The organism is Micromonospora sp. NPDC003241 (assembly GCF_053589795.1).
In genome coordinates this window covers 64,865-88,348 of record NZ_JBSFSO010000018.1, presented here as the reverse complement: position 1 = coordinate 88,348, position 23,484 = coordinate 64,865, and the positions used below count along the sequence as shown (strand labels likewise).

Genomic DNA, 23,484 nt, shown 5'->3' with positions numbered 1-23,484 from the left:
CCGACGTGGGCGAGACTCGATGCATGGTTAATGCATCACGAGTGCAAATAACCTTCATCTGCGGTCGGCAACACGAGTGTCGGCAGATCCGGGACCTGCTCGCGACACCACCGGGGGCGGCCCTGCTGCTGCACGGCGAGCCCGGCGCGGGCCGGACCACCCTGCTGGCGTACGCCCACCGGCACGCCGACGACCGGACGGTGCTCAGCGCGGCCGGACTGGCCGACGAGGCCGAGCTGCCCTACGCGGGCCTGCAACGGCTGCTCGACCCGGTCCGCGACCACGCCGCCGACCTGCCCGAGCGGCAGCGTCGGGTGCTGCACCGCGCGCTGACCGGGGACGGCTGCGGCGACGGCGACCGGCTCACCCTCACCGTGGCCGTCCTCGGACTGCTGGGCCGTGCCGCGCGGGAGCGCCCGCTGCTGTGCACCATGGACGACCTGGACACCGGGGACGCGCCGACCGCCCGGATCCTGGCCTTCGTGGCCCGGCGGCTGCGGCACCTGCCGGTCACGCTCCTGCTCACCGCCGGTGACGGCAGTCCGCTGGCCGGGATTCCCAGCCGTCGGCTGCCGCCGCTGGACGAGACCGCCAGTCGTGCGCTGCTCGCCGCCCGATGCCCCGGACCACCGCCGGACTCGGTGCTCGCCACGCTGGCCGCGATCGGCGCCGGCAATCCCCAGGCCCTGGTGGACCTGGCCGACGCGCTCACCCGGGGCCAGTGGCTCGGGCGCGAGCCGCTGCCCGGCGCGCCGCCCGCAGACGGCAACCTCGGCCGCGCGTACCGGGCCATGCTGGACCGGCTGCCCGCCGACACCCGACGCGTCCTGCTGCTGACCGCGCTCGCCGCCGACATCGGCTCCGGCGTGCTGGCCCGAGCCGCCCGGACCGCCGGCACGGCCGTCGAGGCGCTGGCCCCGGCCGAGACGGCGGGGCTGGTGCGGACCGGCCCGTACGGCGACGTCACCTTCCCCCGACCGCTCGCCCGCGCGATGGTCGAGGCCACCGCCTCGGCGACCGAGCGGCGGACGGCGCACCTGCTGCTCGCCGCCGCCTGCGGCGCCCCCGGTCAGCGGCTGCGGCGCGCGCTGCACCGGGCCGCCGCCACCGACGCCCCGGACCCGGTGCTGGCCGCCGACCTGGTGGCGGTCGCCGACGACGGCGGGTACTCGGTCGACACGGCGGCGGCGCTGGCCCGGGCCGCCGAGCTGACCGACGACCCGGCGCTGGCCGCCGAGCGGCGGCTCACCGCCGCCCGGCATGCCTGGACGATCGGGCGCACCGGCCAGGCCCGCGCCCTGCTGCGGGCGCTGCCCGACCCTCCGGAGGGCACCGGGGTCGGTGGACCGGTCACGCCCCGGCAGGTCGCTCTCGGCGGCCGGTCCGCCCTGCTGCGCGGCGAGATACGGCTGCGCTGCGGCACGCCGTCCACCGCGCTGCCCGTGCTGCTGGCCGCCGCCGACGCGCTGACCGGCACCGATCGCGCGGCGGCCCTGCTCGCCCTGCTGCGGGCCGGCGAGGCGGTGTGCTTCTCCGGGGAGCAGTACCGCTACGCCGAGGTGGCCCGCCACCCGGCCGCGAAGCGTCGCGACACCGACGACCCGGAGGCGGAACTACTGACCACCCTGGTCGCCGGAATCGGCGCGACACTGCGGGGCGAACACGCGCGCGGCGGGCCGCTGCTGCGCCGGGCGGTCGTCCTGGGCGGCCGGTCCGGCGTCGCCCTCACCCCGACCGCGCTGACCGGCGCGGCCGTCGCCGGCCTCCTGGTGGCGGTGGACGCCGCCGCGCACCGGCTCGCCGACCGCGCGGTGGAACTGGCCCGGACCCGGGGCGAGGTGTGCCTGCTGCCACGCGCCCTGGAACTGCGGGCGATGAGCGAGTACTGGTTGGGCCGGCACGACGCGGCGGCCCGCAGTTGCCGCGAGGGGCTGCTGCTGGCCCGCTCCGGTGACCAGCACGCCAGCGCCGGGGTGCACCTCGGGCTGCTCGCCGTGCTCGCCGCAGTCCGGGCTGACCGGGACGCCGGCCTGCGGTACGTGGCCGAGATCGGAGACAGCGCCGCGCCGGGCAGCCGCCCGTACGCGCTGGCCCAGTGGGCGTTGTCCGTGCTCGACCTGGTGGACGGCCGGTGCGCCGACGCCGCCGACCGGCTCGCCGCGCTGGCCCGCCCGGGCACCGGCCGGGGCCAGGTCCTGGTGCAGGTGATGGCCACGCCGCACCTGGTGGAGGCCGCCGTCGGCGCCGGCCGGCCCGCGCAGGCCCGCGCCGCGCTGGCGGTCTTCGACCGCTGGGTCGGCAGTACCACCAGCTCGTCGCGACGGGCGCTCTCCGCACGGTGCCACGCGCTGCTGGCGCCCCGGGGCAGCGCCGAGGCGGAGGAACTGTTCCGGGCCGCCCTGCGACTGCATCCGGCCGACGTCGCCACCTTCGAGCGGGCCCGCACCGAGCTGCTGTTCGGCCGGGAGCTGCGGCGTCGCCGTCGACCGCGCGACGCCCGGGCGTACCTGCACCGCGCCCGGCAGGCGTTCGTGCTGCTCGGCGCGCAGACCTGGGCCGAGCAGGCGACGGCCGAGCTGCGGGCGGCGGGGGAGTCGGTCGGTGTGCCGCAGCGCCCGGCCGAACGGCTGCTCACCGGCCAGCAGCTCCGCATCGCGCGGCTGGTCGCCGAGGGCGCCACCAACCGGGAGATCGCCGGTCGGATGTTCCTGTCCACCCGGACCGTCGACCACCACCTGCGCAACGTGTTCCACCGGCTCGGCGTGCGGTCACGTACCGAGCTGACCCGCGCGTTGGACGGGACACCGCCGCAATATTCAACCTATTCATGACGGGCGTCAGAAATTCTTGACATCTGGTGCTCGGGTGACTGAACATGGCCACCACGGCAGGGTGACCCCACTCACACCCGAACGCGTCCGCACCCCGAGGCATCCGCCGTGTCGACGCACCCCACCGCCCCCGCCCAGGAAGGGCCCCGTCCATGAAGAAGGTCATCACTTTCGGGTTGGTCGCCGCCGTCGCGATCGCCCTCACCGCGTGTACCGACTCCGACGCGACCGGCACCGAGCCGTCCGACGGCGACCTGCGCCAGGTGCGGGTCGCGGCGCTACCCATCACCGAGACCGCCGCGCTGTGGGGCGGCATCAAGGCGGGCATCTTCGCCAAGCACGGGCTGGGGGTCGAGGTGCTGCCCGCGCAGGGCGGTGCCCAGGCGATTCCGGCGCTGATCAACGGTGACATCGAGTTCGCCATCGGCCAGCCGTTCGGTCCGTTCCGGGCCGACCTGCAGGACCTCGGCGTGGTGATGATCGGCAACTACGCGTCCTCGTACGCCGAGGGCGACGACATCAACGCCGTCGTGGCGTCCGCGGCGTCGGGCATCACCCGGCCCGCCCAGCTCGCCGGCAAGCGGGTGTCGGTGAACAGTCTGGGCGCGGCCGGTGACGTGACCATCATGGCCGCCGTGGAGAAGGACGGCGGTGACCCGTCCACCATCAGGTTCGTCGAGGTCGCGTTCCCGGACGCGCCGGCCCAGTTGGAGGCCGGCAACATCGACGCCGCCTGGGTGCCGGAGCCGTTCGTCACGCAGCTGCGCGGCCGGGGGGACGCCTTCGTGGTCGCGCCCTACCAGGAGGTCGTCCCGGGGCTCGCCACGCTGACCACGATCACCACGAAGGAGCGGACCGAGTCCGACGCCGCGCTGATCGCCGCCTTCTCGACGGCCATGAAGGAGACGCTCCAGTGGGCGCAGGACCCCGCCAACGAGGCGGACGTCCGGCAGGCCATCAAGGACAACCTGCAGCTTCCCGAGCCGGTGGCGGACTCGGTACGACTGCCCGAGTTCGGCTGGGACCTGGACCGGGAGAGCCTGACCACGCTCGCCACGCTCGCCGGCAAGTACCAGGTGCTCGATCGGCAGCCGAACTTCGACCGTCTCATCCAGCAGCAGTAGCCCTCGCGGTCCCGCCCTTCCCGGCCGACCGCCGGGGAGGGCGTCGCCGCCGACCACGGGAGCGACATGCACGTGTCATCCATCCGGCGGACCCGCCCGCCGCGCAAGGTGCTGCTGGGCGCCGCAGGTCTGGTGGGGTTCCTCGTCGTCTGGCAGTTGGTGCCGACGCTCGGGCTGGTCAACTCGCAGTACCTGCCGTACGTCACGGACGTGCTGGTCCGGCTCGCCGAGGAGTTCCGCGACGTCGCCTTCTGGCGGCGGCTCGGTCACACCATGACCTCGTGGGCGATCGGGCTGACCGTGGCGACGGTCGCCGCGGTCGTCCTGGGCACCCTCGTCGGGCTGGTGCCCGTCCTGCGTCGCGCGACCCACACGATGGTCGAGTTCCTGCGCCCGATCCCCTCGGTGGCACTCATCCCGCTGGCCGTGCTGATGTTCGGCATCCAGATGAAGGCCGCGCTCGTGATCATCATCTACGCGTCCTTCTGGCAGGTGTTCGTGCAGGTCATCTATGGGGTGGCGGACGTCGACGCGGTGGCCCGGGACACCGCGCGCAGCTTCCGGCTCACCCGGCGCGAGCGCCTGACCTATCTCGTGCTGCCGACCACCCTGCCGTACCTGATGACGGGTGTCCGGCTGGGCGCGGCGGTGGCACTCATCCTCGCCATCACCTCGGAGATGGTGATCGGCAACCCCGGGCTGGGACGGATGATCGAGCTGTCCCGCTCCGCCGGTGACGCGGTCGGCCTGTACGCCCTGGTGGTGGTCACCGGCCTGCTCGGGCTGCTGGTGAACCTCGTCTTCCGGTTCGTCGAGCGGCGTTCGCTGTCCTGGCACCAGTCCGTCCGTGGGGAGGAGCCCCGATGACCGCGCGCGCCGAACGGATCGCCGCCCGGCCGCGCGGGCGTGATGTCGCGTCCCGCGTCGCGTCGGGCTTCCTCTACTCGCTCGGGCTGCCCTTCCTGCTCCTGGTGGTCTGGGGTGCGGCGTCGACGGCGTCGACGAACCGGTTCTTCCCCGGCCCGCTCACCATCGGCGAGGCGTTCCGGGAGACCTGGGTCGGTCCCGCCTTCGTCCACGACGTGCTGCCCAGCCTCTATCGACTCGTGCTCGGCATCGCCGCGTCGATCGTGATCGGCGTCGCCCTCGGCACGCTCATCGGACTGTTCCGGTGGCTGAGCGAACTGCTGGAGCCGCTGCTGGAGTTCTTCCGGGCCATCCCGCCGCCGGTGCTGATCCCGGTGGTGATGCTGCTGCTGGGCATCACCGACACGATGAAGGTGGTGGTCATCGTCTCCGGCGCCGTCTGGCCGATCCTGTTGAACACCATCGACGGTGTCCGGGCCACCGACAGCGTCATGTCCGAGACCGCCGACTCGTTCCGGATCACCTGGTGGGAGCGGCTGCGCTTCCTCGTGCTGCCGGCGGCGAGCCCGCGCATCATGGCCGGCGTCCGGCAGGGACTCTCGGTGGCGCTGATCCTGATGGTGATCTCGGAGATGTTCGCCTCGTCCGCCGGGTTGGGCTACCGGATCGCGTACTTCCAGCGGAACTACCTCATCGCCGAGATGTGGAGCGGCATCCTCCTGCTCGGCCTCGTCGGCGTCCTGCTCGCCGCGACCTTCGGTGTCGTCGAACGGCGGGTGCTGCGTTGGTACCACGGAATCAGGGAGGTCAACCGTGCCTGAGCGGGACATGTTGCTCAAGGTGGAGCACCTACGGAAGGTGTACGAGTCCGCGTCCGGCGACGTCGAGGCGATCGGGGACGTCAGCTTCACCATGGCCGCCGGTGAACTCGTCTGCGTCGTCGGCCCCTCCGGCTGCGGCAAGACCACGCTGCTGAAATGCCTGGCCGGGTTGCTGCGACCCACCGGCGGGCTGGTCGAGATGCACGGGACCCCGGTGACCGGCCCGAGTCCCGCCATGGCCGTCGTCTTCCAGGAGTACGGCCGCAGCCTCTATCCGTGGCTGACCGTGCGGGGCAACGTCGAACTGCCGTTGCGGCACAAGAAGTTGTCCCGGGCGGCACGCGAGCGACTCGTCACCGACGCCATCGAGGCGGTGGGCCTCGGGCATGCCGCCCGCAGCCACCCCTGGCAGCTCTCCGGCGGCATGCAGCAGCGGGTGGCGATCGCCCGGGCGGTCGCGTACGAGCCGGAAGTGCTGATCATGGACGAGCCGTTCGCGGCGGTCGACGCCCAGACCCGGGCGGACCTGGAGGACCTGGTGCGGGAGCTGCACGCGACCCGCAAGATATCGATCGTCTTCGTTACACACGACATCGACGAGTCGGTCTACCTGGGCGAACGGGTTCTAGTATTGTCCAAGTCGCCGACCTGGGTGCAGGAGGATCTCGCCATCGACCTGCCGCCGGAGCGTGACCAGATCACGACTCGCGCGCTACCCCGCTTCACGGAGCTGCGGACCCACGTCTACGACCAGATCCGGCGCGCCAAGGGCGCCCAGACCGTCGCCCCGTGACCGTCGCCAGGTCGGAGCCGGCCGAGAGGGAGGACTGTGCGCAGTCGTCAGCCGAAGCAACTGCTGCTCGCGTTCTTCGGTGAACACGTCGTCGACGACGATCCGGGGCCGGTGCGCGCCAGTGTCCTGATCGGGGTGCTGGAGGGGGCGGGCGTCGCCGCCCCGGCGACCCGGGCCACCCTCGACCGGCTCGTGCAGACCGGCATCCTCGCCCGCAGCAAGAGCGGCCGGGAGATCCAGTTCTCGCTGACCGAGCACGGCGTGGCGGTGCTGCGCGAGGCGACCGAGCGGGTCCGCGGCCCGCGCCCGTTCGATCCGCAGGGCACCGGCTGGACCCTCGTCACGTTCACCATCCCCGAGGGGCAGCGGACCCTGCGTCACCGGCTGCGGTCCACGCTGACCTGGGAGGGCTTCGCGCCGCTGCGCGACGGGCTGTGGCTGGCACCCGGCGAGGTCGACCTCGCCGGGTCACTGGAACCGCTGTGTCGGGACCTACCGCCGAACACGGTGATCGCCTTCCACGCCCGCGAACTGGCCGGGTTCCCGATCGCCGAGAGCGTCCGGGCCGCCTGGGACATCGAGGCGATCCGGCGCGAGCACCTGGCGTTCATCGAGGTGTGGGAGGACCCGGCGGCGGCGACGCAGGCGCCCAGCGCGCTCACCGTCCGCACGATGCTGGTGGCGGACTGGCTCGCGTTGCTGCGCGCCGATCCGCGACTACCGCGCGAGTTCATGGACGCGCAGTGGCCGGCCGCCCGGTCGACGCAGGTCTATCGACGGATGCACGAACGGTTGGCCGACGCCTCCGCCGCGGAGTTCGCCGCGCTGGTCACCACTCGCGCTGCCACCACCCGCCGAAGCGGCTCCGCAGGTCCGCCTTCCGCACCTTCCCCGACGCGGTCCGCGGCAGTTCGTTCACGATGACCACGTTCTTGGGCAGCTTGTAGCGGGCCACCTTGCCGTCCAGGAAGTCGCGGACGGTGTCGACGTCCACGGCGACACCCGCGCGGATCGTCATGATCGCCCAGGGCACCTCACCCCAGCGCTCGTCCGGGACGCCGATGACCGCCACACCGGTCACCCCGTCGATCTCGCCGAGCAGCAGCTCGATCTCGGCCGGGTAGATGTTCTCCCCACCCGAGATGATCATGTCTTTGAGGCGGCCCGCGACGTGCAGGTAGCCGTCGTCGTCCAGGTAGCCGAGATCCCCGGAGCGGAACCAGCCGTCCGTGGTGAACGCGCCGGCCGTCGCCTCGGGCATCCGGTGGTAGCCCCGGAACACGTTCGGGCCGGCGATCTCGATCTCGCCGATGCTGCCGGCGGGAGCCGGGCCGCCGTCGGTGTCGGCGACGCGTACCTCGGTGAAGAAGTGCGGCAGGCCCACGCTGCCCTGCTTCGCCCGGGTCATGGCCGGCGGCAGCGAGGTGGCTCCCGGTGACGCCTCGGTCATGCCGTAGCCCTGCGAGAACGACAGGCCCCGCTCCTCGTACGCGTTGAGCACCCGGACCGGCACCGCCGAGCCGCCGCAGGTGAGCTTGCCCAGGGTGGACAGGTCGGTGGTGGCCCAGTCCGGGTGGTCGGCCATGAGCTGGAAGGTGGTCGGTACGCCGCTGAGCATGGTGACGCCGTGCCGTGCGATCTGGGCGAGCGCGCGTCCCGGCTCGAAGCCCTTCTCCAGTACCAGGGTGCCGCCCTTGAGGAGGATCGGCAGCGCGCCCATGCCGAGCGAGGCGACGTGGAACAGCGGCGAGATCATCAGGGCGATGTCGGTGGACACCACGTCGTAGTCGACGATGCAGTTCAGCGCCGTCCAGGTCAGGTTGCCGTGGGTCAGCACGGCGCCCTTGGCCCGCCCGGTCGTGCCCGAGGTGTAGACGATCGCGGCCGGGTCCCGCATGGTGATCCGCACGGGGGTGTCGTCCCGGGGCGCGGTCTCGGCCAGCCGATCGAGGCCCGGGGACTCCGCGCTCCCGGGGCCGGTCGGCACCACGTGCGACGGCCGGGACGCCGCCGCGACCGAGGCCACCCGGGCGGTGAACTCGGGGTCGTGGACCAGCACCCGGGCACCGCTGTCGCTGAGCACGTGAGTGATCTCGGGAGTCGCCAGCCGGGTGTTGACCGGCACGAAGGCGGCACCCAGCCGCGTGGTCCCGAACATCACCTGGAGGAACTGGGGGCTGTTCTCACCCAGGTACGCGACGGTGTCCCCCTTGCCGACGCCGAGGTGCCGCAGCGCCGCCGCGACACCGTCCGTGGCGTCGGCGAGCTGCCGGTACGTCATGGTCGCCTGCTCGCCGTAGACGAGCGCGATCTGCTCCGGTGACTTGAGTCGGCGCTTGGCCAGCCAGGCGCCGATCCCTTGGTGGTGCATCAGCAGTCTCCTGGTGGTGGAGGGCGGTGGACGGCGTCGGTGTGCGGTCGGGCGGCGGCGGTCCCGGCAGGTCAGGCGTAGAAGCGGTAGATCCCTCGGGCGACGACGGCGGGCTTGCCGCCGCCGTCGATCTCGATGGTCTGGTCGACGGCGATCTGGTAGCCGCCGGCCACCTCGGTGACCTCGGCGACGACGGCCCGCATCCGGACTCGCGAGCCGACCCGCACCGGTGCCGGGAAGCGCACCTTGTCCAGGCCGTAGTTCACCTTCGTGGACACCCCGGTCACGTCGAGCAGCTCCGTCCAGAACGGCACGGCGAGGGAGAGGGTGAGGAAGCCGTGGGCGATCGGCGCACCGAACGGCCCGTCCTTGGCGCGTTCCGGGTCGACGTGGATCCACTGGTGGTCGTCGGTCGCGTCGGCGAACAGGTCGATCTGGTCCTGGGTGACGGTCCGGTACTCGGTGTGCCCGAGGTCGGTGCCGCCGAGGCCGGCGAGCTGGTCGTAGGCGATGGTGGTGGTCACGGGTGTCCTTCCGTCGTCATCCGGCCAGGCGCAGCAGCCGGGCGGCGTTGTCCTTCAAGATGCCGGGCAGCACGTCGGGCTTGAGGTCGGTGCTCGCCACGTCCCGCAGCCAGCGGTCCGGGGTGAGCAGCGGGTAGTCGGTGCCGAAGAGCACCCGGCTCTTGAGGATCGAGTTGGCGTAGCGCACCAGCTCGGCCGGGAAGTACTTCGGGCTCCAGCCGGACAGGTCGATCCAGGTGTTCGGTTTGTGCGTCGCCACCGACAGCGCCTCGTCCTGCCACGGCACCGACGGGTGGGCCATGATGATCTGGAGGTCCGGGAACTCGGCGGCGACCGGATCGAGCAGCATCGGGTTGGACAGCCCGAGCCGGAAGCCGTAGCCACCGGGCAGTCCCGCGCCGATGCCGGTCTGCCCGGTGTGGAACAACGCCGGCAGCCCCGCCTTCTCGATCAGGCCCCACAGCGGCGCGTACTCCTCGTGGCTCGGGTCGAAGCCCTGCACGGTGGGGTGGAACTTGAACCCGCGTACGCCCTCGTCCTCGATCAGCCGGGCGGCGAGTTCCAGGGCCGCCTCGCCGGTGCGCGGGTCGACCGAGCCGAACGGGACGAGCACGTCGGCGTGCTGGGCTGCGGCGCGGGCGATGTCGGCGCTGGACAGCGGCGGGTGCGCCAGTTGCGTCCGCGCGTCGACGCTGAACACCACGGCCGCCATGTTCCGTTCGCGGTAGTACTGCGCCACCGCGTCCACCGCCGGACGCGGGCCGTCGGTGCGGAAGTACGTCGAGGCGGCGGCGACGAGCGGGTCGGGCAGCGAGGCGTGGCCGTGGTCGTCGATCTCGATGTGTACGTGCATGTCGATCGCGGTGACGGCGTCCAGGTCGATCGCGGGTTGGTACATGCTCGGGAACCTTCGTCCGGCGGGTCAGGAGGCGGTGTCGCGGAACTCCTCGGGCAACTCCGGGAAGCGCTCGCCGACGCTCTGCAGCGCACCGGCGAACTCGGTCGGCCACGCGGTGACCAATGCGTCGTACGACCAGCCGCCCTCGTGGTGGGCGGTGAGCGCGACCTCCGGGTGGGTCCAGATCTGGATCCGGTCGCCGCCCACGCCGATCACCTGGCCGGTCACCTCGGCGGCGCTGTCGGAGCCGAGGAAGGCGACCAACCCGGCCACGTCGTCGGAGGTGCCGAAGCCGAGGTCGTGCCGGAAGAAGGCGGGCATCGGCTCACCGGCGGCCTCGGCGCGGACCGCGGCGGCGAAGTAGGGGACGGTGGCGGTCATCGCGGTCGCGGCGACCGGGACGACGGCGTTGACCGTGATGCCGGCCCGCTTGAGCTCCAACGCCCAGGTCCGGACCATGCCGACGATGCCGGCCTTGGCGGCGGCGTAGTTGGTCTGGCCGAAGGTGCCGCGCTGGCCGGTGGGGGAGCCGATGCAGACGATTCGCCCGCCCTCGCCGGCCTGGCGCATGTGCCGCACGGCCTCGCGCACGGTGGTGAAGGTGCCGCGCAGGTGCACGCCGATCACGGTGTCGAAGTCCTCGTCGGTCATCTTCCAGAGCACCGTGTCGCGTAGCACCCCGGCGTTGGTGACCAGGATGTCGAGCCGACCGAAGCTCTCGACCGCAGTGGCGACCAGGGCCTGCGCGGTCTCGGTGGGGCCGACCGGTGCGACCACCGCGACGGCACGTCCGCCGGCCGCCCGGATCGCCGCGACGGCGTCGGCGGTCGCCTGCTCGTCCACGTCGTTGACCACGACCGCGGCACCCCGCTCGGCCAACTGGCGGGCGTAGGCGAGGCCGAGACCGCGTCCGGCTCCGGTGACGATGGCGACTTTGCCGTCCAGGGACATGGGCACTCCTTCGCGTCGAGATCGATCGGAACATGAACCGTTGAGAAAGTCAATTATTGGTGAGGCTTGCTATCATCGTTGCCGTGCCCCCTCCCGAGAGAGCCCGGCCGGCCGACGGCCTGCGGGACAGCGTGCTCGGCCGGGATCTGAGCTTCCTGCTGGTGCGCGCCAACGCGCTCACCCTCGCCGCGGCCAACGCCGCCCTGGCCGAACACGGCCTGAAGGCCCGCTCGTACTCGGTGCTCGCGCTGGCCGCCGACGACACCCGCCCCACCCAACGGGAGTTGGCCGAGTTCCTCCGGCTGGACCCGAGCCAGGTGGTGGCGCTCATCGACGACCTGGAGAAACGCGGCCTGGTCGAGCGCCGCACCGACCCCGCCGACCGGCGCGCCAACGTCCTGGTCGCCACCGACGAGGGTCGCGAGCTGTTCGCCCGCGCCCAGTCCTCCGCGCACGCCGTGGAGCTGGGCCTGCTGGCCGCGGTCACCCCCGAGGACCACGCCCGGCTGGCGCAACTGCTGCGCCTGCTCGCCTTCCCGGACTGAGCCGGTGCCGGACCGAGCCGAGCCGGTGCCGGACCGAGCTGGGCCGGACCGAGCTGCGCCGGTGCCGGGCGACGCCGGATGACGTCGCCCGACACCGGTGCGCTCAGAAGCGGATCCAGGTGCCGGTCAGCGGGACCTGACCGACGCCGGGCCGGGACCAGTCACAGACCCCGTCCGGGAAGACCGCCCGCAACCGCTGCCACTGCTCGTCGGTGAAGTCCACGCCGTACGCCGCCCGGTCCACCGGCGCGAGCCGGCACTTGAGCACGGCGGAACTGGTCGGCCCGCCCGCCTCCACGCGCGGGTTGCGGTGGAACGGGAAGAGTTGGTTGCACCGGGCCGCCGGGTCGAGGGTCAACGTCTCCACGACCCGCTCCCCGTCCGCCGCGACACAGTGGTCCGCCAGCCCGGCCGGGCGGGAGAGCCGGGTCAGTGCCGCCTCGTCCAGGTGCGGCCGGCTCGCCGCCAACGCCGTCCGGGCGGTCAACCAGGCGTCCATGTCCACCAGCGCCTGGGTCTGACTCGTCGAGGCGGCCGCCCCGGACGCGCTGGTGACGCTGATGTGGTTGTCCGCGTGGCCGTTGGCCGCGAGCAGTCGCTCCCGCATGTTCCAGGAGCGGAAGCGGTCGTGGAAGTCGCCGCTCGGGTCGGTGTAGCCACGCGTCTCGATGATCGGCGTCGACCGCAGGCCGCCGTCGAACTGGTTGACGCGTCCGGTCGCGTACGCCACCTCGATCGCGTCGACGTTCGCCGACGTGCGGTGCGGGGTGCGGTTGCCCTCCACGTCCAGGCCACCGATGCCCTCGTTGAGCCGGACGAACTGCTCCGGACTGATCACCCCGGCGTCCAGGGTCCGCAGCCCGTACTGCACGCCGACGGTGTCCGGGATGATCGGCCGCCCGGCGCCGGTGGCCGGGTCCACCCCGTACACGTTGGAGATGAAGTCCGCCATCGCGCAGCGGATGCCGTCCGGGTTGGTCACCGGGTGGTAGCGCAGCCCGGCGGGGACGTGGTTCGGGCAGGTGGCGGGCCAGTCGACGCTGTCGAAGTTCTGGTAGCCGCCACAGGTGTTCGGGCTGGCGAAGCCGGTCACCGCGGTGCGCTGTGCGGTGGACAGCCCGGCCGCCGGCGCCGCCTGGGTGATGAACCGGCACTCGTGCCCGGTGATGGTCACCGAGCGCTCGTCCGGGTAGCCGATCTGGCCGATCACCCCGTCCAGGATGCCCGGGTACGCGTTGGAGATCAGCAACTGCTGCATGGTGCCGGCCGAGCCGCCCCAGCCCATGGTGAACAGCGGCACCCCGTACGACTCGACGAAGTGCTCCTTGACCATCATCGCGGTCTCGGCGGAGGTGACGTCGTTGCAGTTGTTGGCGAAGACGTTGAACGTCGCGCTGGCGACCGCGTAGCCCCGGCTGAGCAGGCTGTGGTTCATCACCCCGCCGGTGCTGGTGGCCTGGGTGTAGCCGATGCCGCAGGCGCCGCCGAAGGTGTAGACCAGTCGGTCGTTCCAGCCGTCGGTCGCCGTCCACGGGTCGGGCGGTGCGGTGCCCGGCTGGTGCAGCAGGGCGATCTCGTACACCGCGCGGTTGATGGTGCCCCGCTCGACTCGGACCACGTACGGCACGGTGCGGCCGTCGCTGGTCGTGGTGGTGGCGACGTCGGCCGGGAGCGGGCCGTCCGGCAGCGCGACGAAGCTGCCGGCGGTGGTGCGGTACTGGTAGGTGATCCGGGGCTGCGCCACGTGGCAGTCCGCGTCCACCGGGCCCAGGTTCCACGGGTTGCCCGACGCGGTGCAGAACAGCGGGATGTGCGGCCCGGAGATGACCGGGCCGGCGGCCGGGTGGTTGCGCAGGGTCAGCGTGGCGCGGGGCCGGCCGTGGCCCTGCCCGTTCGCGCGGACCTCGAGTTCGTTGGCGCCCAACGCCAGGCCGTCCACGAGACCGAGCAGCGTGCGCTTGTCGTCGGTGGCCCGGAACCGGTCGGTGACGTCGCGGCCGTCGAGCCGGACCTTCACGTGGTGCGGGGGTACGGTGCGCGGCACCGCGACGCGCACCAGCGCGTCGCCGCCGCTGACGGTGTCGGCCCGTCCGGACAGGACGGTCACCTCGAAGGCGCGGTCGGCGGGGCCCGCGTGGGGTGGCGGTGTGGCCAGGGCCGGTGCGGCGGAGCCGGCGAGCAGCGTCGCCGTGGCGACCACGGCCAGCGCTCCCTTCCATGATCGTTGTCTGGTGTGCTCCTGAGGTCGATCGGTGGGCATGACGGGACCCCTTTCAGCCGGAGACGGACGGCTGGACCTGCTGATCAGGCACGTGTGGCGAACATAATGCGAAATCTGATCGCGCGTCAACGATTCTGCATCGCATCTATGGATGGCGAAGATCGGCCGCGGTGTCGCCTCTGCTCAGCCCCGCTCGGGAGCCCGGTCAGCCCCGCTCGGGAGTCCGGACGAGTTCCTCGAAGCGCTGCTGCGCCGGATCTGCCAGGGCCTGCGCGGTGCGCAGGAACATCACCCGTGCCTGTGCGCGAGGGAAGGACGGCGGCAGGAACCGGGCCGGCAGGTCGGGATCGTCGCCCACCAGCGCCCGCCAGTCGTTGACCAGCTCGGTCCGCGCGACCAGCGCCTCCGACGGGCCCAGCGCACCGGCCTCGGCCCGCCGCGCCACCGCACGGTGGCGTTCCAGGAATCGCTGGTAGCCGTCGGCGAGCACGTCGATGCGCCAGGCGGCCTCCAGCCGGGCGCGGGTGCTCGGCAGCAGCTCGAAGTCCCGCGAGCGCAGCACCACGGCGTCGGTGACGCCCAGCTCGCCGAGCTGCTCGTGCACCTCGTCGAACCGGTCGTGCGGGGTCACCCAGGTCGCGTCGTACAACGGCCAGAACGTCAGCCAGCGCAGCCGGGCCCGCAGCAGCCGGCGCTGGTTCGCGTCGTCCACCGGCAGCGTGAAGGCGAGCAGCGTCCAGACGCCGTCCCAGTCGTCGGAGCCGCTGCTGGCGAAGATGCGCCGGGCGCCCCGGCGCAGGGTCTGCGACGCCGACTCGGTCAGCCGGTAGCTGGTCCGCCGGCCCTCCTTGGTGCGTTCGAGCATGCCGCGCTGGGTCAGGCGGGCGAGCGTGGCACGGGCGTTGGCCGGGGCGATGCCGAACTCGGCGAGCACCGCGACCAGCCCGCCGGAGGGCAGCGGGGACCGGCCGGCGTGCCAGTGGTCACCGAGCAACGTCACCAGCAGCCGCTGCGCCCGGGCCCGACCCACCGCGGCCCGATCCGACGGCGTGGCGGGCTCCGGCTGCCGCATCCGGCCCTCGGTCAACACGGCGCGCCGGGTGACCCGGTCGGGCCGGGACGACGGGCCGGAAAGGGGAGAACACGCACCCGGACAAGCTACTGCGTACGGGGACGTCGGGGTAACGGCGCCGGCCGGGTCGACGCGGACGGGCGACCCAGTGCGCGGGAGACCACTCGACCGGCCGCCTGCACCAGCGGCGCCAGCGCCAGCGGGTCCGCCCGGTCGTACGCCACCACCAGCGAGATCGCCGCCACCACCCCGTCCGGCCCGGCGATCGGCGCGGCGACGGAGAGGGCGTCCATGGTGACCTGCCGGTCGCTGATCGCGTACCCGGCGCGGCGGACCTCGGCGAGTTGGCGGCGCAACCGCACCGGATCGGTGACGGTCAGCTCGGTGTACCGCGTCAGCGGCGCGGCGAGGACCCGCTCCTGCACCTGCGCCGGTGCGTGCGCCAACAGCACCAGCCCGACACCGGTGGCGTGCAGCGCGAAGCGGCCGCCGACCCGGGTCAGCACCGGCACCGCGTGCCGTCCGGCGATCCGCTCGATGAAGACGAGTTCGAGGTCCTGCCGGACGGCGAGCTGGACGTTCTCGTGGGTCACCTCGTACAGGTCCTCCAGCACCGGCAGCGCCAGCTCGCGCAGCCCCAGCCCGCGCGGCGCCAGCGAACCGACCTCCCACAGGCGAAGACCGACCCGGTAGCGGGCGTCGTCACCCCGTTCCAGCGCGCCCCAGGCCACCAGTTCGGCGACCCGGCGGTACGCGGTGGGCAGCGGCAGTTCGGCCCGCCGGGCCAGTTCGCTCAGGGTCAGCGCGGGCTCACCGGGGCTGAACGCGTCGAGCAGCGCCAGCACCTTGCTGGTGACCGAGCGCCCGGGCCGTGCCTGCACCCCGCCATCATCCCCGTCGACCGGTCACAGCTCCAGCACGAGCCGCCGGGTACGCGCCCGGGACACGCAGATCAGCATGGTGTCCCCGGCGGCCCGTTCCTCCTCGGTGAGCAGACTGTCGCGGTGCTCCGGCACGCCGTCGAGCACGGTGGTCTCGCAGGTGCCGCAGGTGCCCTCGCGGCAGGAGGAGAGCACCTGCGTACCGGCCTGCTCCAGGGCGGCCAGGATCGAGGTGTCCGGCGGCACGTGCACGGTCCGGCCGGAGAGCGCGAGTTCGACCTCGACGGCCTGTGCGCCGGTACCGGCCGGTGCGCCCGCACCACCGGCCTGCACCGTCGGGGCGAACCGCTCGACGTGCAGCCGGCCGGGCGGCCACGTTCGGCAGCGCTGCTGCACCGCGTCGATCAGCCCCTCCGGCCCGCAGCAGTAGACGACCGCGTCGTCCGCGTCGCCGATCAGCGCGTCCAGGTCGAGCAGGCCCGTCTCGTCCTGCGGATGAAGCCGCACCCGCTCGCCGTACGCCTGCCGCAGGTCGGTGGCGAAGGCCATGGAGCTGCGGCTGCGTCCGCCGTACACCAGTCGCCAGTCGGCACCGGCGGCGTCGGCGGCGGCGACCATCGGCCGGATCGGGATGATGCCGATGCCTCCGGCGAGGAAGAGGTAGCGGTCGGCCTCGACCAGCCGGAAGGCGTTGCGCGGCCCGACCACCCGGACCGTCGCGCCGGGCAGCAGGCGTTCGTGCACGTGCCGGGAACCGCCGCGCCCGTCCGACGCCAGGTGCACCGCCACCTGCAGCGCGGTGCGGTCGGCCGGGTCGCCGCAGAGCGAGTACTGGCGTACCAGTCCCGGCCCCAGGTCCAGGTCGACGTGCGCGCCCGGGGTCCAGGCGGGCACCTCGCCACCGTCCGGGCGGCACAGGGTCAGCACCACCACGCCGGTGGCCACCGAATCGCGGCGGGCGACCACCAGCGTCGTCGGCGTCATGCCGTCACCACCGCCCGCTGCGGCGGGGACGGTACGGTCGCCGTCGGCGGCCGGTGGTCCCGGGGATGGGCGAGCAGCCACTCCCACAACTGCACCGGCTCCTCGGCGATCCGTTCGGCGCCGCAGTGGCACGTGCCGCGCAGCGTGTCGGTGCCCGGCAGCCAGTGGATCCGGTAGACCCGGTCACCGGTGAGCCCGCCGGCCGGCGCGGTCACCGGGGCGCCTCCACCGTGGACGACTCGACCATCCGGGCGAGCAGCCGTCGGGCGGCCAGCCCGCCGGTGTCGATGTTGATGCTCAGTTCCTGGTACCGCTCCGGCTCGCCGGCGATCACCCGCTCCAGGATGTTCAGGGCGGTGACGTCCTGCATGACCACGGTGTGGTTGCTCTGGTGCAGGTACTCGCTGACCGACTCGTCGTCCACGGCGAAGTCCCGGGCCACCGCCCAGAAGTCGTACGTGGTGTGCTCGGTCGACGGGGTGATGGCGTACACGATCTCGGCGTGGAACGCCTGGTCGTCGTCGCCCTGGGCCGGTGGGTAGACGCCCTGCGGGGCGATCCGGCTGTGCAGCACGTACAGGCAGGGCGGGTGGTACTCGATGTCCTGCCAGCGGGTGATCCGGCCCTGGATGCCGGTCGAGCGGGCATAGAAGGGCGGGCACGCCGCGTCGTCCATGTGCCGGCTGACGTAGACGACGCCGCGATCCTCGTCCACCTCGGTCGTGATCGGGGTGTCCGCCACCTCGGGTGTGCCGATGTAGCCACCGTGCAGGTAGGTCTCGTGGGACAGGTCCATCAGGTTGTCCACCAGCAGGCCGTACCGGGCGTCCAACGGGGCCATGCCGCGTACCGTCGTGTAGCGCGGGTCGCCGAGCCAGGGCGCGCGGGGGATGGTGGACGCGTCGGCCCGGTCCCGGTCGCCGATCCAGACCCAGACCAGGGTGTCCTGCTCCACCACCGGGTACGCGGCAACCCGCGCGGTCCGGGGGATGCGCTGCTGCCCGGGTACGAAGACGCAGGCGCCGCTCGGGTCGTAGGTGAAGCCGTGGTAGCCGCAGACCACGGTGTCCCCGTCGAGGCGGCTCTCCGACAGCGGGTAGCGCCGGTGCACACACCGGTCGGCGAGCGCCACCGCCGTGCCGGACCCGGTGCGGTACAACACGAGCGGTTCACCCAGCACGGTACGGGCGAGCAGGTCCCGCCCGACCTCGGTGCTGAACGCGGCCACGTACCACTGGTCACGTGCGAACGGCATCCGGACCTCCTGTCGACGTACGACGGTCAGTCGGATGGTCCCGGGCGCGGCCCGCCGGTCGGGAGTCGCCTTCTCACTCAGTGAAAGTCGGGGCGGTCGCGTCGGCGGTGCCGATCGCGTCGCGTACCTCCTCGACGAGTTCCCGCATGGCGGTCTCGGCGCCCCGGGCGTCCTCGGCCGCGACCGTGTTGGCGACCTGCTCGTGCAGGTCCAGGGCGACCGGTCGGGGGCACTTGGGCATCAGCCCGTGTTCGGTCCGGCCGGCGAGCACCTCGGCGATCACCCCGGTCAGCGCGGTGAACATCTCGTTGAGGCAGGCCTGGAGCAGCAGCGCGTGGAACTCGACGTCGGCGGCGAGGAACGCGTCGAGTTCGCCGGCCTCGCCGAGTTGCCGCATCCGGGCGGCCAACGCGCGCAGCCGCTGCCGCTCCTCGGCGGTGGCGTGCCGGGCGGCCCCGGCGGCGGCGAGTGGTTCGACCGCCACCCGCAGGTCGGTGAGCGTCCGCAACTGCGCGGCGCGGCCGGGCCCTTCGAGCCGCCAGCGGATCACGCGCGGGTCGAGCACCCGCCACCGGTGCATCGGCTGGACCACCAGGCCGACCCGGCGACGGGAGGCCACCAGGTGCAGCGACTCCAGGATCCGCATCGCCTCCCGCATCACGGTCCGCGAGACGCCGAAGCGTTGCTGCAACTGCTCCAGGGTGAGCGCCTGTCCGGCGACGTGCCGACCGCTGGTGATCTCCAACCCGAGAGCGTCGAGCACGGCGTCGTGCAGCACCGGCGCTGCGGCCCGCGCCGCGTCGCGTGTCGCCTCGCCCATCAAGGTTCCCCGATCACTCGCCTGCGGAGAGACTAGCGCGCCGCGTACCGCCGGCCAGGTCGGCGCGGGGCGGATCGGCGGCAAAAGGTGCCACCAATGTGTTTACAAAGATATCACCTTTGTGTGACGATCACGTTAATCAGCAGGTGGCGCCACACGACGGGCCCGGTGCGACCCCGCACCGCACCGGGATCGGAGCGCCCTGGCCGCCGTCCGGCCCGTGCCGGTCCTCATCGGACCGTCACGGACCGGTCACACACCAGGGGAGCGACGGACTCGTCAGCACCCACCACTGGTCGCCCGTGCGACATCCCCGGAAACAACCGGGCGACCAGCCGATGAAGGGAAACGCACACATGCCCGTTGCTCATCCTCAAGCCGCGCCGACCCGTCGGCTGCGCCGCGCGCTGGCCGTCTCGGCCGTCGCCGGGCTGACGATCGCCTCCGGAGCCCTCGCGGCTCCCGCGGCGTCCGCGGCCCCCGCCGCCGACCTCGGACCGAAGGTCGTGCAGACCAACCAGGCCCCCACCGGCCACTCGGTCACCTTCCGCTACCAGGCGCCCGCCGGCGTGCAGTCGGTCCAGATCTACGGTGAGTGGTGGTTCTCCCAGCCCGCGAGCGTGACCTGTGTGGGCTGCGGTGACGCCCGCACCGGCGCGCAGTGGCAGCCCGGCGACATCCTCGCCGACCCGTGGCGTCCGCTGCCGATGCAGCAGGGGCGCGACGGGGTGTGGACGTTCACCACGCCGCTGCCCTCCGGCACCTTCCGGTACGCGTTCACCCACGACTGCGACAGCCCGACGGCCAGCGGCTGCACGCTGCACCCCGACCCGGCCAACCCGCTGGAGGTCACGCCGCACGCGACCGCGCCGGGTGCGCTGCTCAGCCGGGTCTACGTGCCGAACAGCAAGCGATTCCCCACCTACGACAACAGCTACCAGGCGCCGGTCGACCGCAAGAAGGCGGGCAAGCTGGAGCAGCGCTGGTACGACTCGCCGCTGTCCACCAACCCGGTGGGCAAGCACGACGTGGTGGTCTACCTGCCGCACGGCTACGACGCCAAGCGCGCCACCCCGTACCCGACGCTCTACCTCAGCCACGGCGGCGGCGGCAACGCCACCGACTGGACCATGGAGGGCGTCGCCCACGAGATCCTGGAGAACGCGATCCGGGACCGCAAGGCGCTGCCGATGGTGATCGTCTCGACCGACTTCAACGGCCTGCCCAACGGTAACCAGGGCTACGTCGACGAGCTGCGGAACAACGTCATCCCGTTCGTGGAGAAGAACTACCACGTCTCCACCCGCGCCCAGGACCGCGCCTTCGGTGGCCTCTCCGCCGGTGGCGCCCGCGCCATCACGCTGCTGTACGACAACACCGACCTGGTCGGCTACCACGGTGCGTGGGGCGCGGCCGGCGGTGCGGTGAACCCCTCCGCCGAGCAGGTGGCGCGGATGAAGGCCGTGTCCGGCGGCATCCACGTCGGCACCGGTCTCCAGGACTGGCTGATCAACATCGCGCCCGACTCGGTCGCCCGCACCGAGAACTGGCGTGCGGCCGGCGTCGAGGTGACCGAGTTCAACATCGACGGTGTGCACGTCTGGGACGTGTGGCGGCAGATGCTCAACGACTACCTGCGGACCGTCGCGTTCCGGAGCACCACCGTCGACCTGGACGTCGAGTCGATCCGGGCCGGCAACTCGCACCGGTACCGCATCATCGCGACCGCCGAGGTCGCCTCGGTGACCACCAGTGACCGCAAGCCCTCCGGCAAGGTCGACTTCTACGCGGGCGACAAGCGCCTCGGTTCGGCGAACGTGCGCAACGGCGTCGCCGAGTTCAAGGGCAACGTCAGCGGCCCGCTGACCGAGCCGGTGACCGCCCGCTACCAGGGCGACAGCCTCTACAACACCGCCGAGAGCAGCCCGGCGCAGGCCGGCTGACCTGACGCACCCGACCGGTCCGTGGTGGCACTCCGCCGAGGGATGTCACCACGGACCGTCGTCGTCCACCGGCCCGGAGGCGCTCAGCCGAACTGGACGACCGTCCGGGCGCCCTCGCCCCGGGCCATCCGGGCGAACGCCGCCGGTACCTCGTCGAGGGTCGCCCGGTCGGTGACCAGGTAGCTCAGGTCGAGCGTGCCGTCGAGCACCGCCCGCGCCAGCTCCGGCACGTCCCGGTCGGGGTCGGAGGATCCGTAGACCGAGGAGCGCAGCGTCCGCGCGGAGTGGAAGATGTCCAACGCACTCAGGCCGACGATGTCCTCCTTACCGCCCATCCCCACCACGACGACCTGTCCGCCCCGGCGGGTGCTCTGCCAGGCGCTGCGGATGGTGGCGGACCGCCCGACGCACTCCACCGCGTGGTCGACGCCCCGACCACCGGTCAGCCCCCGGACCGCGCGGACCAGCGAGTCGTCCGCGAGCAGGAAGTCGGTGGCGCCCGCGGCGGCGGCCAACTCGGCCTTGGCGGGGGCGACGTCCACCCCGATCACCACACCGGCACCGGCCGCGCGGGCGGCGGCCACCGCCGACAGCCCGACCCCGCCGAGACCGATCACCGCGACCGAGTCCCCGGCGGACACCCGTGCGGTACGCCGCACCGCGCCGACCCCGGTGAGCACCGCGCAGCCGAGCAGCGCCGCCGCCGGGAACGGCAGCTCCGACGGCACCGCCACGGCGGCCTCCTGCGGCACCAGCACCTGCTCGGCGAGCGCGCCCAGACCGAGCGTCACGTGCAGCGGCCGACCGTCCACGGTGTGTCCCCGGGCCACGGCGGGTGCGCCGTTGCGCCGGCACAGCCAGGGCTCGTCGCGTCGGCAGAACCAACAGGACCGGCACGCCGGTGCCCAGTTGAGCACCACGTGGTCGCCGGGGGCGACCCGGTCCACGCCGTCGCCGACCTCCTCCACCACGCCGGCCGCCTCGTGTCCGAGCAGCAGCGGGTACGGCGCGGCCAGGGTGCCGTTCGCCATGGACAGGTCGGAGTGGCACACGCCGGAGGCCCGGATGCCGACCCGTACCTGCCCGGGGCCGGTCTCGGGCAGCTCGACCGGCTCCACCCGCAGCGGCGCGTCGGCGGCCCGGGCCACCACGCCCCTCACCGTTGGATCGCCTTGATCTCGCAGAACTCCGCCAGCCCGTGGCTGCCCAGCTCGCGTCCGAGACCGGACTGCTTGTAGCCGCCGAACGGGGCCATCGGGTTGAACGGCGCCCCGTTGATGTCGACGGCACCGGTCCGCAGCCGCCGGGCCACCCGCAGCGCCCGTTCCTCGTCGGCGGACCAGACCGCGCCGGCCAATCCGTAGCGGGAGTTGTTGGCGACGGTCACCGCGTGGTCGTCGTCGTCGACCGGGATCACCGCCAGCACCGGCCCGAAGACCTCCTCTTGGGCCAGGGCGCTGTCCGGGTCGACGTCGGCGATCACCGTCGGGGCGACGAAGAACCCCCGGTCCGGCACCGGGGCGTCCGGCCCACCGGCGACCAGCCGGCCACCGTCGGTCAGCCCCCGGGCGACGTGCTCGCGGACCCGCTCCCGCTGCTGCGCCGAGACCAGCGGACCGAGCCGGGTGGCCGGTTCGAGGGGATCGCCGAGCTGGTAGCCCTCGGCGGCCTTGGCCACCAGGTCGAGGGCCTCGTCGTAGCGGGCCCGCTGCACCAGCATCCGGGTCCACGCGGTGCAGGTCTGCCCCGAGTTGAGGAAGGCGTTGCCGACACCGACCTTGACGGCGGTGGCCAGGTCGGCGTCGTCGAGGATCACGTTGGCGGACTTGCCGCCGAGCTCCAGCGCGACCCGGGCGATCCGGTCGGCGGCCAGGTGCGCGACGCGCCGACCGGTGGCGGTCGAGCCGGTGAAGGAGACCAGGTCCACGTCGGGGTGCGCGGCGATGGCCTCGCCCACCACCGGACCGGTGCCGGTGACCAGGTTGACCACGCCCGGCGGCAGACCCGCGGCGTGCACGGCGTCGAAGAGCAGGTACGCCGTCAGCGGCGTCAGCTCGCTCGGCTTGAGCACCACCGTGCACCCGGCGGCCAGCGCCGGCGCGAGTTTGGCCACGACCTGGTGCAGCGGGTAGTTCCACGGGGTGATCGCCCCGACCACGCCCACCGGCTCCCGCACCACGAGCGTGTTGCCGACGGTCTCCGGCGCGGGCGGCCGGGCGGCGAGGTCGACGTAGCTGCGCAGCACGGTCAGCGGCAGGCCGGTCTGGACCCGGGTGGCGACCTTGAGCGGGGTGCCGAGTTCCCGCACGACGGTGCGGGCGATGTCGTAGGCGCGGGCGGTCAGCTCGGCGTGCAGCCGGTCGAGGTGGGCGGCCCGGTCCGCCGGGTCGGTCGCCGACCAGCTCCCGAACGCCGCGCGGGCGGCGGCCACCGCCCGGTCCACGTCCTCGGCGGTGCCGGCCGGTACGGTCGCGACGACCTCCTCGGTCGTCGGGTCGTGCACCTCCAGCGACTCTCCGCCGCCCGGCGTGACCCAGCGCCCGTCCAGGTAGAAGTCGGTCCGTGCGAGATCCATGCGGCCCT

General features: G+C 72.9%; 21 protein-coding genes. 8 read left to right on the top strand and 13 right to left on the bottom strand.

Annotation, left to right across the window (positions count from 1 at the left end):
• The first annotated feature begins 41 nt into the window (after positions 1-41).
• The 6 genes from ACWDVW_RS16860 to ACWDVW_RS16835 all read left to right on the top strand — a co-directional run bounded on the left by ACWDVW_RS16860 (position 42) and on the right by ACWDVW_RS16835 (position 7,360).
• A complete protein-coding gene (locus ACWDVW_RS16860; RefSeq protein ID WP_449949471.1) occupies positions 42-2,831 on the top strand; it encodes a LuxR C-terminal-related transcriptional regulator in 2,790 nt (929 codons plus the stop codon).
• A gap of 152 nt (positions 2,832-2,983) precedes the next feature.
• Positions 2,984-3,955 (top strand): ABC transporter substrate-binding protein, encoded by a 972-nt coding sequence (locus ACWDVW_RS16855; protein WP_449949468.1) that lies wholly within the window; start codon positions 2,984-2,986, stop codon positions 3,953-3,955.
• Positions 3,956-4,021: 66 nt separating this feature from the next.
• On the top strand, positions 4,022-4,822 hold the full coding sequence (locus tag ACWDVW_RS16850) for an ABC transporter permease (protein WP_350696835.1): 801 nt from the start codon (positions 4,022-4,024) through the stop codon (positions 4,820-4,822).
• Entirely contained in the window at positions 4,819-5,643 is an 825-nt protein-coding gene (locus ACWDVW_RS16845; RefSeq protein ID WP_449949464.1) for an ABC transporter permease, read from the top strand. Before ACWDVW_RS16850 ends, ACWDVW_RS16845 begins: the two co-directional genes overlap by 4 nt.
• Positions 5,636-6,436, top strand: a complete 801-nt coding sequence (locus ACWDVW_RS16840; protein ID WP_449949461.1) for an ABC transporter ATP-binding protein — start codon at positions 5,636-5,638, stop codon at positions 6,434-6,436. Before ACWDVW_RS16845 ends, ACWDVW_RS16840 begins: the two co-directional genes overlap by 8 nt.
• A 36-nt stretch (positions 6,437-6,472) precedes the next feature.
• Positions 6,473-7,360, top strand: coding sequence for a PaaX family transcriptional regulator (locus ACWDVW_RS16835; RefSeq protein ID WP_449949458.1), 888 nt, complete (start codon positions 6,473-6,475; stop codon positions 7,358-7,360).
• On the opposite strand, the gene ACWDVW_RS16830 is transcribed toward ACWDVW_RS16835, so the two are convergent.
• From ACWDVW_RS16830 to ACWDVW_RS16815, 4 genes are all read right to left on the bottom strand, one after another.
• A complete protein-coding gene (locus ACWDVW_RS16830; RefSeq protein ID WP_449949455.1) occupies positions 7,266-8,807 on the bottom strand; it encodes an acyl-CoA synthetase in 1,542 nt (513 codons plus the stop codon). The genes ACWDVW_RS16835 and ACWDVW_RS16830 overlap by 95 nt on opposite strands.
• A 71-nt stretch (positions 8,808-8,878) precedes the next feature.
• Positions 8,879-9,331 (bottom strand): MaoC family dehydratase, encoded by a 453-nt coding sequence (locus ACWDVW_RS16825; RefSeq protein WP_449949452.1) that lies wholly within the window; start codon positions 9,329-9,331, stop codon positions 8,879-8,881.
• A gap of 16 nt (positions 9,332-9,347) precedes the next feature.
• Positions 9,348-10,229 carry an amidohydrolase family protein gene (locus ACWDVW_RS16820; RefSeq protein WP_449949450.1) on the bottom strand — a complete coding sequence of 294 codons (882 nt, stop codon included), beginning with the start codon at positions 10,227-10,229 and terminating at the stop codon, positions 9,348-9,350.
• Positions 10,230-10,253: 24 nt separating this feature from the next.
• The gene (locus tag ACWDVW_RS16815; RefSeq protein ID WP_449949447.1) at positions 10,254-11,180 is read right to left on the bottom strand and encodes an SDR family oxidoreductase; all 927 of its coding nucleotides are present in this window, start codon (positions 11,178-11,180) and stop codon (positions 10,254-10,256) included.
• 83 nt (positions 11,181-11,263) lie between these two features.
• Between ACWDVW_RS16815 and ACWDVW_RS16810 the strand changes: the two genes are divergently transcribed.
• Positions 11,264-11,725 carry a MarR family winged helix-turn-helix transcriptional regulator gene (locus ACWDVW_RS16810; protein ID WP_396745551.1) on the top strand — a complete coding sequence of 154 codons (462 nt, stop codon included), beginning with the start codon at positions 11,264-11,266 and terminating at the stop codon, positions 11,723-11,725.
• A 103-nt stretch (positions 11,726-11,828) separates the two neighbouring features.
• Here ACWDVW_RS16810 and ACWDVW_RS16805 read toward each other — a convergent pair whose 3' ends face one another.
• The 7 genes from ACWDVW_RS16805 to ACWDVW_RS16775 all read right to left on the bottom strand — a co-directional run bounded on the left by ACWDVW_RS16805 (position 11,829) and on the right by ACWDVW_RS16775 (position 18,958).
• The gene (locus ACWDVW_RS16805; RefSeq protein WP_449949444.1) at positions 11,829-13,925 is read right to left on the bottom strand and encodes a DUF6351 family protein; all 2,097 of its coding nucleotides are present in this window, start codon (positions 13,923-13,925) and stop codon (positions 11,829-11,831) included.
• Between the two features lie 226 nt (positions 13,926-14,151).
• The gene (locus ACWDVW_RS16800) at positions 14,152-15,018 is read right to left on the bottom strand and encodes a PaaX family transcriptional regulator (RefSeq protein ID WP_449949441.1); all 867 of its coding nucleotides are present in this window, start codon (positions 15,016-15,018) and stop codon (positions 14,152-14,154) included.
• A gap of 86 nt (positions 15,019-15,104) precedes the next feature.
• On the bottom strand, positions 15,105-15,899 hold the full coding sequence (locus tag ACWDVW_RS16795; RefSeq protein WP_449949438.1) for an IclR family transcriptional regulator: 795 nt from the start codon (positions 15,897-15,899) through the stop codon (positions 15,105-15,107).
• Between the two features lie 24 nt (positions 15,900-15,923).
• A complete protein-coding gene (locus ACWDVW_RS16790; RefSeq protein WP_449949435.1) occupies positions 15,924-16,883 on the bottom strand; it encodes a PDR/VanB family oxidoreductase in 960 nt (319 codons plus the stop codon).
• Entirely contained in the window at positions 16,880-17,098 is a 219-nt protein-coding gene (locus ACWDVW_RS16785; RefSeq protein WP_449949432.1) for a hypothetical protein, read from the bottom strand. The genes ACWDVW_RS16790 and ACWDVW_RS16785 overlap by 4 nt, the downstream gene beginning before the upstream one ends.
• Positions 17,095-18,138 carry an aromatic ring-hydroxylating dioxygenase subunit alpha gene (locus tag ACWDVW_RS16780; protein WP_449949429.1) on the bottom strand — a complete coding sequence of 348 codons (1,044 nt, stop codon included), beginning with the start codon at positions 18,136-18,138 and terminating at the stop codon, positions 17,095-17,097. The genes ACWDVW_RS16785 and ACWDVW_RS16780 overlap by 4 nt, the downstream gene beginning before the upstream one ends.
• Positions 18,139-18,211: 73 nt before the next feature.
• The gene (locus tag ACWDVW_RS16775; RefSeq protein ID WP_350696820.1) at positions 18,212-18,958 is read right to left on the bottom strand and encodes a FadR/GntR family transcriptional regulator; all 747 of its coding nucleotides are present in this window, start codon (positions 18,956-18,958) and stop codon (positions 18,212-18,214) included.
• Between the two features lie 356 nt (positions 18,959-19,314).
• Here ACWDVW_RS16775 and ACWDVW_RS16770 point away from each other — a divergent pair, with 356 nt between their 5' ends.
• Positions 19,315-20,901 carry an alpha/beta hydrolase-fold protein gene (locus tag ACWDVW_RS16770; RefSeq protein WP_449949426.1) on the top strand — a complete coding sequence of 529 codons (1,587 nt, stop codon included), beginning with the start codon at positions 19,315-19,317 and terminating at the stop codon, positions 20,899-20,901.
• An 83-nt stretch (positions 20,902-20,984) separates the two neighbouring features.
• Here ACWDVW_RS16770 and ACWDVW_RS16765 read toward each other — a convergent pair whose 3' ends face one another.
• Both ACWDVW_RS16765 and ACWDVW_RS16760 read right to left on the bottom strand, forming a co-directional pair.
• Positions 20,985-22,061 carry a zinc-binding dehydrogenase gene (locus tag ACWDVW_RS16765; RefSeq protein WP_449949422.1) on the bottom strand — a complete coding sequence of 359 codons (1,077 nt, stop codon included), beginning with the start codon at positions 22,059-22,061 and terminating at the stop codon, positions 20,985-20,987.
• Positions 22,058-23,476: an aldehyde dehydrogenase family protein gene (locus ACWDVW_RS16760; RefSeq protein WP_449949419.1), complete on the bottom strand. Its 1,419-nt coding sequence runs from the start codon at positions 23,474-23,476 to the stop codon at positions 22,058-22,060. Before ACWDVW_RS16760 ends, ACWDVW_RS16765 begins: the two co-directional genes overlap by 4 nt.
• Positions 23,477-23,484 lie beyond the last annotated feature (8 nt).